At 68.4% G+C, this 15,766-nt stretch carries 12 protein-coding genes; 8 read left to right on the forward strand and 4 right to left on the reverse strand.

The window, feature by feature from the left end; all coding sequences use genetic code 11:
* The first annotated feature begins 5 nt into the window (after positions 1 to 5).
* The 6 genes from M1D55_RS11780 (at position 6) to M1D55_RS11805 (ending at position 8,049) form a co-directional block, all read left to right on the forward strand.
* Entirely contained in the window at positions 6 to 287 is a 282-nt protein-coding gene (locus tag M1D55_RS11780; RefSeq protein ID WP_456282238.1) for a PP0621 family protein, read from the forward strand.
* The gene (ampD, locus tag M1D55_RS11785) at positions 284 to 889 is read left to right on the forward strand and encodes a 1,6-anhydro-N-acetylmuramyl-L-alanine amidase AmpD (RefSeq protein WP_006577077.1); all 606 of its coding nucleotides are present in this window, start codon (positions 284 to 286) and stop codon (positions 887 to 889) included. The genes M1D55_RS11780 and ampD overlap by 4 nt, the downstream gene beginning before the upstream one ends.
* Positions 890 to 1,393: 504 nt before the next feature.
* On the forward strand, positions 1,394 to 4,333 hold the full coding sequence (locus tag M1D55_RS11790) for a ribonucleoside-diphosphate reductase subunit alpha (RefSeq protein WP_064577245.1): 2,940 nt from the start codon (positions 1,394 to 1,396) through the stop codon (positions 4,331 to 4,333).
* Positions 4,334 to 4,471: 138 nt separating this feature from the next.
* Complete coding sequence (locus M1D55_RS11795; protein ID WP_064577244.1) at positions 4,472 to 5,671, forward strand: ribonucleotide-diphosphate reductase subunit beta; 1,200 nt, start codon at positions 4,472 to 4,474, stop codon at positions 5,669 to 5,671.
* Positions 5,672 to 5,802: 131 nt separating this feature from the next.
* A complete protein-coding gene (locus tag M1D55_RS11800) occupies positions 5,803 to 7,083 on the forward strand; it encodes a DUF445 domain-containing protein (protein WP_456282239.1) in 1,281 nt (426 codons plus the stop codon).
* Positions 7,084 to 7,272: 189 nt separating this feature from the next.
* Positions 7,273 to 8,049 (forward strand): pentapeptide repeat-containing protein, encoded by a 777-nt coding sequence (locus M1D55_RS11805; protein ID WP_064577242.1) that lies wholly within the window; start codon positions 7,273 to 7,275, stop codon positions 8,047 to 8,049.
* 67 nt (positions 8,050 to 8,116) lie between these two features.
* Here M1D55_RS11805 and M1D55_RS11810 read toward each other — a convergent pair whose 3' ends face one another.
* Positions 8,117 to 9,016 (reverse strand): recombination-associated protein RdgC, encoded by a 900-nt coding sequence (locus M1D55_RS11810; RefSeq protein WP_456282240.1) that lies wholly within the window; start codon positions 9,014 to 9,016, stop codon positions 8,117 to 8,119.
* Positions 9,017 to 9,215: 199 nt separating this feature from the next.
* Positions 9,216 to 9,812, reverse strand: coding sequence for a BPSL1445 family SYLF domain-containing lipoprotein (locus tag M1D55_RS11815; protein WP_006579078.1), 597 nt, complete (start codon positions 9,810 to 9,812; stop codon positions 9,216 to 9,218).
* Positions 9,813 to 10,068: 256 nt separating this feature from the next.
* Between M1D55_RS11815 and M1D55_RS11820 the strand changes: the two genes are divergently transcribed.
* A complete protein-coding gene (locus tag M1D55_RS11820; RefSeq protein WP_023263515.1) occupies positions 10,069 to 10,506 on the forward strand; it encodes a hypothetical protein in 438 nt (145 codons plus the stop codon).
* Positions 10,507 to 10,538: 32 nt separating this feature from the next.
* Here the strand turns inward: M1D55_RS11820 and M1D55_RS11825 are convergent, their stop codons facing one another.
* Positions 10,539 to 14,240, reverse strand: coding sequence for an indolepyruvate ferredoxin oxidoreductase family protein (locus M1D55_RS11825; protein WP_456282241.1), 3,702 nt, complete (start codon positions 14,238 to 14,240; stop codon positions 10,539 to 10,541).
* A 176-nt stretch (positions 14,241 to 14,416) separates the two neighbouring features.
* Here M1D55_RS11825 and M1D55_RS11830 point away from each other — a divergent pair, with 176 nt between their 5' ends.
* Positions 14,417 to 14,893: an Lrp/AsnC family transcriptional regulator gene (locus M1D55_RS11830; RefSeq protein WP_006578359.1), complete on the forward strand. Its 477-nt coding sequence runs from the start codon at positions 14,417 to 14,419 to the stop codon at positions 14,891 to 14,893.
* Between the two features lie 21 nt (positions 14,894 to 14,914).
* On the opposite strand, the gene M1D55_RS11835 is transcribed toward M1D55_RS11830, so the two are convergent.
* On the reverse strand, positions 14,915 to 15,748 hold the full coding sequence (locus M1D55_RS11835) for an aldo/keto reductase (RefSeq protein WP_456282242.1): 834 nt from the start codon (positions 15,746 to 15,748) through the stop codon (positions 14,915 to 14,917).
* Positions 15,749 to 15,766 lie beyond the last annotated feature (18 nt).

Below are 15,766 nucleotides of genomic sequence, written 5' to 3' on the forward strand. Positions count from 1 at the left end.
CGTCGATGGCACGTCTGTTCCTGTTGCTGGCGGTCCTGCTGGCCATATTCTGGTGGCTCGGCAGCCGCGTGCGCGCTCGGCGCGCCGATCCCCCGCCGGCCGATGCCGCTCCCGACGCGAATCGCCGGGCGCAGGAGCCGATCGTGCCGTGCGCCCACTGCGGCGTGCATCTGCCGCGCAGCGAGGCGATCGCCTATCAGGGCCTGCACTACTGCCGTGCCGGTCATCTCCCTGAAGCTCAGCAGCGATCTGGCGACCGCGGCGGCGACCCCGGCGGTTCCCCATGACCGCGCCGCTTCCGCCCCTGCTGCGGCTCGACGGCGCTGGCTGGGTCGAGGGCGCGCGCCGGGTGCCGTCGCCGAACTTCGATCCGCGCCCGCCCGGCATGCCGGTCGATCTGCTGGTGATCCACAACATCAGCCTGCCGCCCGGCGAATTCGGCAGCGACGATATCGAGGCGCTGTTCCTGAACCGGCTCGATCCGGCGCGCCATCCGTTCTTCGCCACCATCCACGAGGTCCGCGTGTCGGCGCATTTCCTAGTGCGGCGCAGCGGCGAGCTGCTGCAGTTCGTCTCGTGCGCCGAGCGCGCCTGGCATGCCGGCCAGTCGGCCTTCTTCGGGCGCGAGCGCTGCAACGACTTCTCGATCGGCATCGAGCTCGAAGGCTGCGACACGCTGCCGTTCGAGCCGGCCCAGTACGACACCGCGGCCGCGCTGTCGCGGCTGCTGGTGCGGGCCTATCCGATCGCGGCCGTGGCCGGCCACAGCGATATCGCCCCCGGCCGCAAGACCGACCCCGGTCCGTGCTTTGACTGGCCGCGCTTTGCGCAGGCCGCGGGACTCGCGCCGGCGATGCTGCCGTACCGTTGCGGCGGCGCCGCGGCCTAGCCGAAAACCCCGCGCCGGCGCGGGGCTATCGGAAGCGTGGCGCTAATCAAAAAAAATTCTTTCGTCGGTGCGCCAGCCGACAAAACGGCCGCAACCCTTGAGCCGCTTGGTCTGGCGGGGAGCCGGGGTGCCGGCGTGACGCCGGACCGGCCCGCGGACGCGCTTGTCAAGACTGGTCAACGCGATTCATTTCACTATACTTAGTCCAGCTTTTCGTCATGACCACTATATCTAGTGGTGCTTTCGGGGAGCCGACCTAGGCGTGCAGCGTCCGCCACGGGCTCGGCAGGTTGCCTTCGCGCCACGCGCGGCGGGCGTTTCCAGCCGGCCCCCAGCATGCGGCACCGGCGCGCCACACGGTCGGCACGTCACAAGAGCCCTCCACGGGAATGCAGCAAGGCAGTAATCCGGCACGGCATCGCCGCGCATGGGATGTCTCTTTTTGCGCATTTTCCAGGGGCTCTTTGTCGTTGATAACACTGGTCACAAAAACAGGAGTGCTACATGCAGACGGCCCAACAAGACATCGCCGGCAACGCCGGTATCGCCGCCGTGGCGCAGCCGAGCCCCGCCGCTGAGAACGCCGCTGGCAACTACCAGGATTACAAGATCATCCGCCGCAACGGCGCGGTGGTCGCTTTCGAGCCGAGCAAGATCTCGGTGGCGATGACCAAGGCCTTCCTCGCCGTCAACGGCGGGCAGGGCGCCGCTTCCGCGCGCGTGCGCGAGCTGGTCGAGCAGCTGACCCAGAACGTGGTGCGCGCGCTGCTGCGCAGCCGCCCGAACGGCGGCACCTTCCACATCGAGGATGTGCAGGATCACGTCGAACTGGCGCTGATGCGCTCGGGCGAACATGAAGTGGCGCGCGCCTACGTGCTCTACCGCGAGAAGCGCAACCAGGAGCGCGGCCAGGCCAATGCCCAGGCCGTCGCCCGCGTGGCGCAGACCGTGGCCAACTTCAACGTCACCGACGGCGGCGTGACGCGTCCGCTGGATCTGGTCGCGCTGCACGCGCTGATCGACACCGCCTGCGCCGGCCTGGGCGAAGGCGTCGATGCCGAGCCGATCCTGAAGGAAACGGTCAAGAACCTGTACGACGGCGTGCCGATGAGCCAGGTCTACGACTCGGCCATCCTCGCCGCGCGCACGCTGATCGAAAAGGACCCGGCCTACAGCCAGGTCACCGCCCGCATCCTGCTGCACACGATCCGCAAGGAAATCCTCGGCGAGGAAGTGACCCAGGCCGAGATGGGCAGTCGCTACGCCGAGTACTTCCCCAAGTTCATCGCCCGCGGCATCGAGGCCGAACTGCTCGACGAGAAGCTGGCGACCTTCGACCTGGCGCGCCTGGGCGCGGCGCTGGACGCCTCGCGCGACTTCCAGTTCAACTACCTGGGCCTGCAGACGCTGTACGACCGCTACTTCCTGCACGTCGACGAGACCCGCATCGAGATGCCGCAGGCCTTCTTCATGCGCGTCGCGATGGGCCTGGCGCTGAACGAGACCGACCGTGAAGGCCGTGCGATCGAGTTCTACAACCTGCTGTCGTCGTTCGACTTCATGTCGTCGACGCCGACGCTGTTCAACTCGGGCACCCGCCGCTCGCAGCTGTCCTCGTGCTACCTGACCACGATCTCCGACGATCTGGAAGGCATCTACGAGGGCCTGAAGGAGAACGCGCTGCTGTCGAAGTTCGCCGGCGGCCTGGGCAACGACTGGACCAACGTGCGCGCACTGGGCTCGCACATCAAGGGCACCAACGGCAAGTCGCAAGGCGTGGTGCCGTTCCTGAAGGTGGTCAACGACACCGCCGTGGCGGTCAACCAGGGCGGCAAGCGCAAGGGCGCGGTCTGCGCCTACCTGGAGACCTGGCACCTGGACATCGAGGAATTCCTCGAGCTGCGCAAGAACACCGGCGACGACCGCCGCCGCACGCACGACATGAACACCGCGAACTGGATTCCGGACCTGTTCATGAAGCGCGTGATGGAGAACGGCGAGTGGACGCTGTTCTCGCCGTCGACCTGCCCGGACCTGCACGACAAGGTCGGCAAGGAATTCGAGAAGGCCTACCTCGGTTACGAGGAGAAGGTGGCGCGCGGCGAGCTGAAGCTGTTCAAGAAGATCCCCGCGATGCAGCTGTGGCGCAAGATGCTGGGCATGCTGTTCGAGACCGGCCATCCGTGGATCACCTTCAAGGATCCGTGCAACATCCGCAGCCCGCAGCAGCATGTCGGCGTGGTCCACAGCTCGAACCTGTGCACCGAGATCACGCTGAACACCAACGACAGCGAAATCGCGGTCTGCAACCTGGGTTCGGTCAACCTGGTCGCGCACCTGAAGCAGCAGGCCGACGGCAGCCACGCGCTCGACCACGCCAAGCTCGAGAAGACCATCCGCACCGCGATGCGCATGCTCGACAACGTGATCGACATCAACTACTACGCGGTCGACAAGGCACGCAATTCGAACCTGCGCCACCGTCCGGTCGGCATGGGCATCATGGGCTTCCAGGACTGCCTGCACGTGCTGCGCGTGCCGTACGCCAGCGACGCCGCGGTGCAGTTCGCCGACACCTCGATGGAGGCGGTCTGCTACTACGCCTACCAGGCCTCGACCGAGCTGGCCGAGGAGCGCGGCCGCTACAGCACCTATCAGGGTTCGCTGTGGGATCGCGGCATCCTGCCGCAGGATTCGCTGAAGCTGCTGGCCGAGGAGCGCGGCGGCTACCTCGAGGTCGACCAGTCGTCGACGATGGATTGGGACAAGCTGCGTGCCCGCATCAAGCAGCACGGCATGCGCAACTCGAACTGCATCGCGATCGCGCCGACCGCGACGATCTCGAACATCATCGGCGTGTCGGCCTGCATCGAGCCGACCTTCCAGAACCTGTACGTCAAGTCGAACCTGTCGGGCGAGTTCACCGTGGTCAACGACTACCTGGTGCGCGACCTGAAGGCACGCGGCCTGTGGGACGAGGTGATGGTCGCCGACCTGAAGTACTTCGACGGCTCGCTCGCCCGCATCGACCGCATTCCGCAGGACCTGCGCGACCTGTACGCGACCGCGTTCGAGGTCGAGCCGACCTGGCTGGTGGAGGCCGCCAGCCGCCGCCAGAAGTGGATCGACCAGGCCCAGTCGCTGAACATCTACATGGCCGGCGCCTCGGGCAAGAAGCTGGACGATACCTACAAGCTGGCGTGGATCCGCGGCCTGAAGACGACCTACTACCTGCGCACCATCGCCGCCACGCACGTCGAGAAGTCGACCGTGTCGCGCGGCTCGCTGAACGCGGTGTCCTCGGGCGCCGGCGCCGGCGGTGCCTCGGCCTCGTCGATCGACCAGGTGGCCGCCTCGGCCCCGGCGATGCCGGAAGCCGAAGGCGCGGTCTGCACGATGCGCCCGGGCGATCCGGGGTTCGACGAGTGCGAAGCCTGCCAATAACGGCAATGCCGGCACGCGGCGCCACGCAGCGCGCGTGCCGGTCCTGATACTGGCAACCGATCCGGACCCGATGGCCCGCGCCGCGCGCGGTGGCCCCGGGGGCCGGCTCACCAGAGCGTTACACGGAGAACCAACACCATGCTGAGCTGGGACGACGACGTTCAAGCCAATCCGCAGGCTGCCCCGCAGCCCGCGCCTCAACCCGCCCTGCAACCGGCGATCGCCACCGCCGACCAGCAGGGCGTGCTGCCGCCCGCTGCGACGCAGCCGGGCGCCGGCATCCTCGGCAACAACCCGAACGCTGCGGCCGCGCAGAGCACGCGCCGCGTCAACGCCGCCGACAAGCGCGTGATCAACGGCGCCACCGACGTCAACCAGCTGGTGCCGTTCAAGTACAAGTGGGCCTGGGAGAAGTACCTGGCCGGCTGCGCCAACCACTGGATGCCGCAGGAAATCAACATGTCGCGCGACATCGCGCTGTGGAAGGACCCGAACGGCCTGACCGAGGACGAGCGCCGCATCATCAAGCGCAACCTGGGCTTCTTCGTCACCGCCGATTCGCTGGCCGCCAACAACATCGTGCTGGGCACCTACCGGCAGATCACCGCGCCCGAGTGCCGCCAGTACCTGCTGCGCCAGGCCTTCGAAGAGGCCATCCACACGCACGCCTACCAGTACATCGTCGAGTCGCTGGGGCTGAACGAGGCCGAGATCTTCAACGCCTATCACGAGGTGCCGTCGATCCGCGACAAGGACGAGTTCCTGATCCCGTTCATCGACACGCTGACCGATCCGTCGTTCAAGACCGGCACGCCGGAGAACGACCAGAAGCTGCTGAAGTCGCTGATCGTGTTCGCCTGCATCATGGAAGGCCTGTTCTTCTATGTCGGCTTCACGCAGATCCTGGCGATGGGCCGGCAGAACAAGATGACCGGCGCGGCCGAGCAGTACCAGTACATCCTGCGCGACGAGTCGCTGCACTGCAATTTCGGCATCGACCTGATCAACCAGATCAAGCTCGAGAACCCGCATCTGTGGACCGCCGAGTTCAAGGAAGAGATCGTCGGCCTGTTCAGGAAGGCGGTCGACCTCGAATACCGCTACGCCGAGGACACGATGCCGCGCGGCGTGCTGGGCCTGAACGCGCCGATGTTCAAGAGCTATCTGCGCTTCATCTGCAATCGCCGCTGCCAGCAGATCGGCCTCGACGCGCTGTTCCCGAACGAGGAAAACCCGTTCCCGTGGATGAGCGAGATGATCGACCTGAAGAAGGAGCGCAACTTCTTCGAGACGCGCGTGATCGAATACCAGACGGGTGGCGCGCTGTCCTGGGATTGAGGCAAGGTTGCACCGGCCGGCGGCGTGAAGCCGGCGGCCGGCAGCGACAGCATCGGTAAAGAGTGGGACGTTTCGGCCGAAACGTCCCATTTTTTTTACGCCGCCGGCTTCGCGCGGCGCAAGGAGACGCCATGCAGCAGGGCAGGAACGCCGGCAGGGAAGCCGAACTCAAGCGCATGCAATCGGTGGCGCTGGCATGCGTCGGCGTGGCGGCGGCGGTGTTCGTCGCCACGCTGTTCCTGCCTGCCACGTTCTGGGTCCGGCTGCTCCGGGCCGGTGCCGAGGCGGCGATGGTCGGCGGCCTGGCGGACTGGTTCGCGGTCGTGGCGCTGTTCCGCCGGCCGCTGGGCCTGCCGATCCCGCATACGGCGATCATCCCGAAGAGCAAGAACCGCATCGCCGACAATCTCGCGGCATTCGTGCGCGACAAGTTCCTGAACCCCGAGGTCGTGACGGATCTGATCCGGCGCAGCGATCCCGCCCACTGGCTGGCTGCCTGGTTCAGCGAGCCGGCCAATGCGCGCCGCATCGGCCAGCATGCCGCGAACCTGATGGGCGTGCTGCTCGATCTGGTGGACGACCGGCGGATCCAGGCCTTCCTCAACGATGCCGCGCGTACGGTCATTGGCCGCATCGATTTCTCGCAGGCGCTCGGTTCCGTGCTCGAGATGCTGACCCGCGGCGGCAGCCATCAGCAACTGCTCGACGCCGTGCTCCGGCATGCGATCGCCCTGCTGAAACGGCCCGAAACGCAGCAGCTGATCGCCCAGCGCGTGGTCAACTGGCTCAAGAGCGAGCACAGGTGGAAGCAGCTCGTGCTGCCGACCGAATGGCTGGGCGACAAGGCCGCCGAGGCGGCGCGCAGCAATGTGATCGACTTTCTCGACGATGTGGCGCGGATGCCGGCGCACGAGCTGCGCGCGGCCTTCGACGACGCGCTGGAAGGCCTGATCGCCAGGCTCAAGACCGACGAAGCGTTCGTCAGGAAAGGCGAGGAGATCAAGGACTTCGTGCTGCGCAATCCCGAGCTCGCCGACTATGCGCAGAACGTGTGGGCGGCGCTGCGCGACTGGCTGTCGAACGACCTGGCGTCCAGCTCGCCGCAGCTGCAGCAACAGGTCGAACGCGTGGGGCTGTGGTTCGGCCGGAGGCTGTCGGAGGACCGGGAGTTGCGCCGCTCGATCAACGACCACGCCGAGTCGTTCGCCGCGGCGGCCGCGCCCCGGTTCGCCGACTTCCTGACGTCGCATATCAGCGACACGGTGCGCAACTGGGACGCGACGGACATGTCGCGGCAGATCGAACTGAGCATCGGCCCCGACCTGCAGTACATCCGGATCAGCGGCACGGCGGTCGGTTGCTGCATCGGCATCCTGCTATTTCTGGTGTCGCATCTCGGCGAAATGTTGTGAGGCCGATCGTCGTGAGGCCCGCATCACCAACGCCGCAAGGAGTAGACCAAAACCGATAGTCTGCTGCCCTAACGCATGGTCGTACCTCTGCACCACGGGAACAATGGCTGCCATTCGATCCACCGGTCGATCCGACCGTCGAATCGATCCTTTGGCCCAGCAGCCTGATTCCACAGCGGGAGAGCCGAGATGACCATTCCCAGTATCCACCGCGGCATTGCCGCACCCTCCGCGCCGCAGCAGAGCGGCGCGATCCCTCCGGCGTCGACGACGCCGCTGAACGCCGGCATCCAGCTCGCCGTTCAGGATGTGCGCCAGCCCGAGCCATCGGGCCAGGATGCCGCGCCGCGGCAGCGCAGCTGGCAACGCTTCCTCGAGCTGGCGCGGCGTCTGGTCGGGCTGCGCGCCGGCGATGCCGCACGGGCCACGCCGCCGGCTGCCGCGCAGCGCAGCGCCCTGCTGCGCGGCGTGAGGCTGGAGCCGGACGACGAGGCGCCGCTGACGGCGCTGGCTTTCGATTTCAGCCATGCTGACCTGGCGGGCGCCGATCCGCCGATCGCCGGCGTATCGCACCTGCGTTTCCACGGTGCCAACCTGAAGCAGGCGACGCTGCGCGAGATCAGCCTGGCGTGGACCGATTTCAGCGGTGCGCAGCTCGAGGGTGCGCACATCACGATTGCCGCAGAGACGCTGGCGCGGCTCGCCCGGCCCAGCGTGCTGGCGCTGACGCTGCAATCGATCGCGACCATCGACCCGTGTCATGCGCAGTTGCGGCGTGCGTTGATGGAGCAGGTGCTGGGCGCGCTGCGGCAGGCCGCGGCGCTGGCGCGCCGGGACCGCGCGATGCTGCCGGCCGAGCTGCGCGCGCTGGTGTCGGTGCACCCGCTGTTTGCCGGCATGACCGGCGTGGAGGCGGTGCTGGAACGGTGCGCGCCGGCGCGTGCCGACCGGCATCCGGCCCGCTGAAGGAAGGGGCCGTCAAAGTCCGGGCCGGCATCGACGCCGGCCCGTATCGTTTCCGGACGAGCCGCCGTCAGCCCTGGCGTTCCCCGCCGAGCGCCTCGGTCAGATCGCCGAGCATGGCCGACAGCTCGCCGGCCATCAGCGTGAAGTCCGCGTCGAAGCGCTCGTCCTCGTCGCTCATGGTGCCGTCGATCTGTTCCTTGACCACGTCGAGCGGCGCCACGCGCTTGATCGCCAGCGCGTCGGTCAGCACGAAGGAGACGCGATCGTTCCAGGTCATCGCCAGCCGCGTGCAGCGCTTGCCCGCGGCGATATGGCGGCGCAGCTCCTCGGCATCGAGCGGATGGCGGACATAGCGGACGGTGGCCTTGCTCTCGGCGCTGGCCTGCAGCTCGATCTCCTGATCGACGGTAAAGCCGGCCGGCGCCGCATCGTCGGCCAGCCAGCCGGTCATCGCCGCCACCGGCGACTGGTTGACCTGCAGCGACGTCAGCGGCAGCGGGTCCAGCGCCTTGAACAGCAGCGTGCGGACCTCGTCGGCCTTGATCGCCGAGGCCGCGTCGATCGCCAGCCAGCCGCGCTCCGGATCGATCCAGACGCGGGTATCGCGCCGGATGCTGAAGGCGCGCGGCAGCAGTTCCTCGGTGATCTGTTCCTTCAGCTCGCGCAACTGCTTGCGGCCCGGCTTGTAGCCCTGCTGCTCCTCGAGCTCGGCCGCGCGCGCCTTGGTGACCTGGTTGACCACGGTGGCCGGCAGCAGCTTCTTCTCGGCGCGCATGGTCAGCAGCATCTGCTTGCCCACGCGGTGCACCAGCGCGCCGTTATCGCGCGGCGAGGCCCATCCCTGCGTCTGCATTTCGAGGCTGGTACCCGGATAGAAGGCGTGCGAAGCGAGGCAGGCCTCGATCTCGTCGGCGTCCTTGTTCCAGGGTGCGGAGAAGCGGTGTAGCTGAAGATTCTTGAACCACATGAGAATTCGGCACCTCGGCCAGTTGGCGAAAGGGACGAATTCTAGCGGCTTGGCGTGGCCGATGTCGCGTACGGCAACACCGGTGAAGAGAGCGGACAGCCATCCACGGACGAAAAAGCGCCGCGGCCCCCTGCCAAGGGCTGCGGACGCGAGGTGCTGCAAGGCGTCGTCCGCAGAAGGGCGCCTTGCAGCGTCAGCCTTACAGGTCCAGCCTGGTGATCTTGGTGCCTTCGAGGCTCAGGCCAGCCATCAGGCCCGCATTGGTCAGCGCGAAGCCGACCACCGGCTGCTGCACGGTATTGGTATCGAGCGCACCGTTGGCGCCCACCTTGGCTACCGCGACGGTGGCGTCGACGCCCGCGGTCCAGCCTTCGCTGGCGAGGAATTTGTCGAGCGCCTGCTGGTTCATGAACATGAAGATCAGCGCCTTCGATTGCGCGCCGATCTGCCAGCCCAGCGAACCGGAAATGGTGCGGTAATAGCCGCGGGTGGTATTGCCCACGCGCAGCGCGCCATCGCCATATTCGCCGCCGACGAAGAAGCCGGCCGACAGCGTGCGCGGAAACACCAGGATGCCGCGCGCGCGCGAGGCGAGATCGCGCGAGCCGTTGACCGAGCTGTAGAGCCGGTCCAGCGTGTTCTGCACGCCGGAATCGATCTCGCGGCGGCGCGTCGCCTTCTCGGTCGGGGAAGAGGCCGAATCCCGCGTGGTGGTGCACGCGCCCAGCAGCAGGCCGCTGCCGGCCACCGCCAAACCGAGACCCGCACTGGCGTTCAGGAATGCCCTACGTTCCATGTTGTTCTCCTTTGTTCCTGTCAATCACTGCGATGCCAACCAGGATGGCGTCCTCGCCGACGGTCGTTGCGCCGGACGATGGCGCGCCATCACGCTGCCCTCCGTTTGTGCAATATACAAAGCGCACGCGGCGGCTGCTGTAGGACGACCGACTCAGGCCGTGTGGTGTCTGTCCTACAAAGCACTTTCTGCGGCACCATTGCAACGCGATGTAACCGCCGGTTACCTTGTCGAAGCCGTGGCGCTACCATGCGGCATGCCTAAAGTCCTTGCCCTGATCCCCGCCATCCTGCTGGTCGGCGCCTGCGCCTCGCATGCGCCTTCGGACCAGCAGGCCGCCGCTGCCGCCACCGCCGCTGCCGCCGAGAGCCAGGCCGCCTCCGGGCCGCCGCCCGAGTGGCAAAAGAAGCGGCAGCAATACACCGAGTGCGCGCGCGAGAAGGCCGAAGCCCGTTCGGCCAAGCCGGGCACGACGCAGGCCGTGGTCAACGATGCGCTGCGCGACTGCCGCGGCGAGCTCGACGCGGTGCGCACATCGTTCCGCGAGTACCTGGATGGCCAGATGTCGTCAGCCCACGGCAAGCGTTCGGCGCGCCAGGCGGCCGACCGCGTGGGCCGTGATACCGAAGACAAGGTGCGCGCCTATCTGCTGCGCCACGTCGAGTACCACCGCGCCGTCGCCGCCCGCCAGTAAGGCGGCGTTCCGGCTTCCGCCCAATCCTTCGCTCAATGCGGCGCGCCAGTGCGCGCCGTTTTTGCGTCCGCCTTTGCCTCCGCCTTTGCGTCCGACGTTGCATCGGCCATTGCGTCGGCCTGCCGGATTGGAATTCCGCGCAGTTGACCCGCACCATTGGCGCCATGCGTGCTGTCCGGGCGCGGATAGCGCTGCCCGTCGAAGCGGTGCAGCAGCTCGGCCGCCCGCGCCGCAGCGACGGCATGCGCGGCCAGCTTGATGTGGCCGAAGCCGCGTACCCTGGCGGGCAACTGCGCGATCTCGACCGCGACCGGCAGCCGCGCTTCGGTCAGCGCCGGCAGCAGCGCGCGGATGCGAGCCTCGTAGTCCGCGATGGACTGCCGCTCCAGCCGGCGCTCGGCGGTCCTGCCGAACGGATCGAAGCGGGTGCCGCGCAGCCGCTTGCCCTTGGCGAGCCATCCCATCAGCGGCCATAGCCACGCGCCGAACGCGATCTTGCGCGGCGGCTCGCCATGCTTGCCGGGGCGCGACAGCAGCGGTGGCGCCAGATGAAAGCGCAGCCGCAGCGGGCCGTCGAAACGCGCGCGCAGCGCCTGCCGGAAGGCCGGGTCGCTGTGCAGCCGCGCCACCTCGTATTCGTCCTTGTACGCCATCAGCCGGGCGAACTGCTCGGCCACCGCCCGGGTCAGCCGGCGCTCGCGCCCGGCCTCGCCCAGTGCGTTCTCCGCGGCCTGCACCGCCTCGACCAGCGCGGTATAGCGTGCCGCGTAGGCGGCGTCCTGGTAGGCCGTCAGCAGCGCCACGCGGTCGGCCACCAGTTGCGGCAGCGGCGTGGCCGACATTGCCGCGGGCTCGGGCGCGATCAGCGCCAGGCCGTCCGGCTTGCCTTCGCCCGCGGCGAGCCGCGTCAGCGCGAGAGGATCGCCGGCGGCCAGGCGCCCCAGCGCCAGCGCCTCCAGATTGGCGTCCACCGCGACGCCATTGAGTTCGATCGCGCGCGTCAGCGCCGCCAGCGAGACCGGCACCAGGCCCTTCTGCCACGCAAAGCCGAGCACCACGATATTGGCGGCCACGGTATCGCCGAGGAAGGCGGTGGCGAGCGCCTGCGCGTCCAGCGTGTCGATGCCGCCCGAGCCCGTCGCGTGGCGCAGCTTGGCCAGCAGCGCGTCGGCATGCAGGTCGGCATCCGGATTGCGCTGGAATTCGGCGACCGGGGTCGGATGCGTATTGGCGACGATTTGTGTGCGCCGCGGCGCGACCGTCTGCAGCACGTCGGGCGAGGCCCCCACCGCGAGGTCGCAGGCCAGCACCGCGTCGGCCTGCTGCGCGTCGATGCGTGCCTGGTTCAGCCACTGCCGGCCCTGCGCCAGCCGCACGAAGGACAGCACGGATCCGCCTTTCTGCGCGAAGCCCATGAAGTCCAGCACGCTGGCCACGCGCCGCTCCAGATGCGCCGCCATCGCGATCAGCGCGCCGGCCGTGACCACCCCGGTACCGCCGACGCCGGCCACCAGGATGTCGAAGGGGCCGGGGCCGAGCCGCGGTGCCGGTTCACGCAATGCGGCCGCCCGCTCGCGCAGCGCCGCCACGCCGCGCTCATGCCCGACCGGGTGGCGCGGCGTCGCGCCCTCGACGGTGACGAAGCTCGGGCAGAAGCCCTTGATGCACGACTCGTCGTGATTGCAGCTGGCCTGATCGATCTGCCGCTTGCGCCCCAGCGCGGTCTCGACCGGCTGTACCGCCAGGCAGTTGGACTGCACGCTGCAGTCGCCGCAGCCCTCGCAGACCGCCTCGTTGATGAAGACATGTCGCGTCGGGGCCGGCGCGCGCCCGAGCTTGCGCCGGCGGCGCAGTTCGGCGGCGCAGGTCTGCTCGTACAGCAGCACGGTGACCCCCGGCACCTCGCGCAGCTCGCGCTGCACCGCCTCGAGCGACTCGCGCGGATGGAACGTCGTGCCGGCGGGAAAGCGGACGCGGCGGCCGCGATGCACGTCGATGCGATCGCTGACGAGCGCGACACGCGCCACGCCCTCGGCGCTGACCTGGCGCGCGATCGCCTCGACGTCGAGCGGCCCATCGACCGGCTGTCCGCCGGTCATCGCCACCGCGTCGTTGCACAGGATCTTGTAGGTCACGTTGGTGCGCGCGGCGACCGCCTGGCGGATCGCCAGGTAGCCCGAGTGATAGTAGGTACCGTCGCCGAGGTTCTGGAACACGTGCGGCGTCGCGGTAAAGCGGCTGTGCGCGACCCAGTCGACCCCTTCGCCGCCCATCTGGATCAGCCCCGAGGTCTCGCGGTTCATCCAGCTCGCCATGAAATGGCAGCCGATGCCGGCCTGCGCGCGCGAGCCTTCCGGTACGCGGGTCGACGTGTTGTGCGGGCAGCCGGGGCAGAAGTAGGGCTGGCGGCGGATGCCGTCGGCCGCATTGGACAGCAGCGGATGTTCGCTGAACTGCGGCACCAGCTCGCGCCGGTCCAGCCCGCGGCTGAGACGGGCGAGCCAGTCGGCCACCGGCTGCATCAGCCGCGATGGCCGCATTTCCTCGCGTTCGGGCAACAGCGGCCGGCCATCGATGCCGAACTTGCCGGCGATCGCCGGCCGCACGCCATCGGGCGCGTTGTAGAACAGCGCCTGCAGCTGCCGTTCCACCAGCGGGCCCTTTTCCTCGACCACCAGGATCTCCTCGAGGCCGCGCGCGAAGGCCAGCAGCCGGGTCGGCTCGACCGGATAGGCGAGCCCCAGCTTGTAGACGCGGATGCCGGCGTCGGCCAGCGCCTGCGTCGAGATGCCCAGGCGCCGGAACACTTCCATCAGATCGTGATGGGCCTTGCCGCAGGTCACGATGCCGGCGCGCGCTTCGTCGGCCTGGACCACCATGCGGTCGATGCTGTTGACGCGGGCGAAGGCGCGCACCGCCTCGAGCTTGGCGCCGAGCCGCTGCTCGATGCGCGGCGACGGCAGGTCGGGCCAGCGATAGTGCAGGCCGTCGGGGGGCGGCATGTGGCCGCTGATCTGGCGTACCGCGTCGGCATCCTGCCAGCAGGCGACGCGCGCATGGATCGGATCCAGATCGACCGTCATGGCGCTCTCGACGGTCTCCGACAGCGCGGTGAAGCCGACCCAGTTGCCCGAGTAGCGCGACAGCGCCCAGCCGTAGAGCCCGAATTCCAGATATTCGGCGACGTCGGCCGGCGCCAGCACCGGCATCGACCAGGCCTGCATCGCGAAATCGCTCTGGTGCGACATCGACGAAGACACGCAGCCATGGTCGTCGCCGGCGACCACCAGCACGCCGCCGTGCGGCGAGCTGCCATAGGCGTTGCCATGCTTGAGCGCATCGCCGGCGCGGTCGACGCCGGGGCCCTTGCCGTACCAGAGGCTGAATACCGCGTCGACGGTGCGCTGCGGATCGCCCTCGACCTGCTGCGTGCCGAGCACCGCGGTGGCGGCCAGTTCTTCGTTGATCGCGGGCAGGAAGCGCACGCCGGCCACATCGAGCAGCGGCGCGGCCTTCCACATCGCCTGGTCGACCATGCCGAGCGGGGAGCCGCGATAGCCGCTGACGAAGCCGGCGGTGCCCAGGCCGGCGGCGCGGTCGCGCCGGGCCTGCTCCAGCACCAGGCGGACCAGCGCCTGCGTGCCGCTCAGGAAGACCTGGCCCGCGGGCGCGGTCAGATTGTCCGACAGCCGATAGTCGGCGCGCAGCGTGCCGGCCTCCATTGCAGCGTCCATCTCGGTCTCCTTTCGGCATCATGACCGGCGTTCCGCCGGCCATGCGCGGCCGGTGTTCCGGCCGTCTTGCCGCGCCTGTCCTGAAGACCATGTTAGGCACGCGATCGAAGAAATGGATTTCTCAATTTTGCCGCCACGGCCTAGATTGGAGAAAACCCATCTCGATATCGAGCGATATGAAGAACGAAGAGGTTCTCGACGAGTACTCGCGCCGCATCCTCGCCGAGCTGCAGCGCGACGCGCGCCAGTCGCTGCAGCAGCTGGCCGGGGCGGTGGGCCTGTCGGTCACGCCCTGCTGGAAGCGGCTCAAGGCGATGGAGGAGAGCGGGGTGATCCGCAACTACACGGTCTGGGTCGACCGCGAGCGGGTCGGGCTGTCGAACTGCGTGCTGGCCGAGATCAACCTGACCCGCCACAGCGAGACCGTGGTCGACGAATTCGAGGCCGCGGTGCGCCGCTGCCCGGCCATCGTCGAGTGCTATCGCACCACCGGCCAGGCCGACTATCTGCTGAAGGTGCTGACGCCGGATATCCGCGCCTACGATGCCTTCCTGCACGACGTGATATTCCGGCTGCCGGGCGTGACGGGCATCCGCTCCAGCATCGTGCTGTGCGAGGTCAAGAGCGGGGCGCCGCTGCCGATCGGCGCGTAAGCCTCCCTCCGCGGCAGGCCGCTACAGCATCTCCAGCGGACGCGGCCCGCGCGGCGCCGGGAACAGGGCGTCGAGCTCCGCCAGCTGCGCGGCATCGAGCGCGACCGACAGCGCCGCGGCGTTCTCGCGCAGCGCGTCGCGCCGGCTCGTCTTCGGGATGGCGATGATGCCGTCGCGCGCAAGCAGCCAGGCCAGTGCCGCCTGCGCCGGTGCGATGCCATGACGCGCGGCGAACGCCTTCAGGCCGGCATGGCGCAGCAGCCGGGCCTGCTCGATCGGCGAGTAGGCCATCACCGGCACGCCGCGCTCGCGCAGCCACGGCAGCAGGTCCCATTCGATGCCGCGGCGGCCCAGGTTGTACAGCAGCTGATTGGTCTGGACGCGATCGCCGCCCGGTACCTTCCACAGCTCGCGCATGTCGTCGAGGTCGAGGTTACTGACGCCGAAGTGGCGAATCTTGCCGGCCTGCTGCAGCGCCAGGAAGGCCTCCATCGTTTCGGCCAGCGGCACGCCGCCGCGCCAGTGCAGCAGATACAGGTCGATGCGGTCGGTGCGCAGCCGGCGCAGGCTGCGTTCACAGGCGGCCACCGCGTCGCGCCGGCCGGCGTTGTGCGGATAGACCTTGGTGACCAGGAAGACCTCGTCGCGCCGGCCCGCGATCGCTTCGCCGACCAGTTGTTCCGACAGCCCCTCGCCATACATCTCGGCGGTATCGATCAGCCGCAGGCCAAGGTCCAGGCCGAGTTGCAGCGTGGCGATCTCCTCGGCGCGGCGCGAACGATCGTCGCCGATATTCCAGGTTCCCATGCCGAGGGCCGGCACGCGTTCACCGCAGGGCAGCAGCACGTCTTTCATGGCGAATCGCTCCTTGTG

It is taken from the genome of Cupriavidus sp. JZ107 (genome assembly GCF_053903255.1).

Excerpts from the sequence above, each read along its gene's own strand:
- M1D55_RS11780 (WP_456282238.1), top strand. The coding sequence starts at position 6 with ATGGCACGTCTGTTCCTGTTGCTGGCGGTCCTGCTGGCCATATTCTGG.
- ampD (WP_006577077.1), top strand. The coding sequence starts at position 284 with ATGACCGCGCCGCTTCCGCCCCTGCTGCGGCTCGACGGCGCTGGCTGG.
- M1D55_RS11790 (WP_064577245.1), top strand. The coding sequence starts at position 1,394 with ATGCAGACGGCCCAACAAGACATCGCCGGCAACGCCGGTATCGCCGCC.
- M1D55_RS11795 (WP_064577244.1), top strand. The coding sequence starts at position 4,472 with ATGCTGAGCTGGGACGACGACGTTCAAGCCAATCCGCAGGCTGCCCCG.
- M1D55_RS11800 (WP_456282239.1), top strand. The coding sequence starts at position 5,803 with ATGCAGCAGGGCAGGAACGCCGGCAGGGAAGCCGAACTCAAGCGCATG.
- M1D55_RS11805 (WP_064577242.1), top strand. The coding sequence starts at position 7,273 with ATGACCATTCCCAGTATCCACCGCGGCATTGCCGCACCCTCCGCGCCG.
- M1D55_RS11810 (WP_456282240.1), bottom strand. The coding sequence starts at position 9,016 with ATGTGGTTCAAGAATCTTCAGCTACACCGCTTCTCCGCACCCTGGAAC.
- M1D55_RS11815 (WP_006579078.1), bottom strand. The coding sequence starts at position 9,812 with ATGGAACGTAGGGCATTCCTGAACGCCAGTGCGGGTCTCGGTTTGGCG.
- M1D55_RS11820 (WP_023263515.1), top strand. The coding sequence starts at position 10,069 with ATGCCTAAAGTCCTTGCCCTGATCCCCGCCATCCTGCTGGTCGGCGCC.
- M1D55_RS11825 (WP_456282241.1), bottom strand. The coding sequence starts at position 14,240 with ATGGACGCTGCAATGGAGGCCGGCACGCTGCGCGCCGACTATCGGCTG.
- M1D55_RS11830 (WP_006578359.1), top strand. The coding sequence starts at position 14,417 with ATGAAGAACGAAGAGGTTCTCGACGAGTACTCGCGCCGCATCCTCGCC.
- M1D55_RS11835 (WP_456282242.1), bottom strand. The coding sequence starts at position 15,748 with ATGAAAGACGTGCTGCTGCCCTGCGGTGAACGCGTGCCGGCCCTCGGC.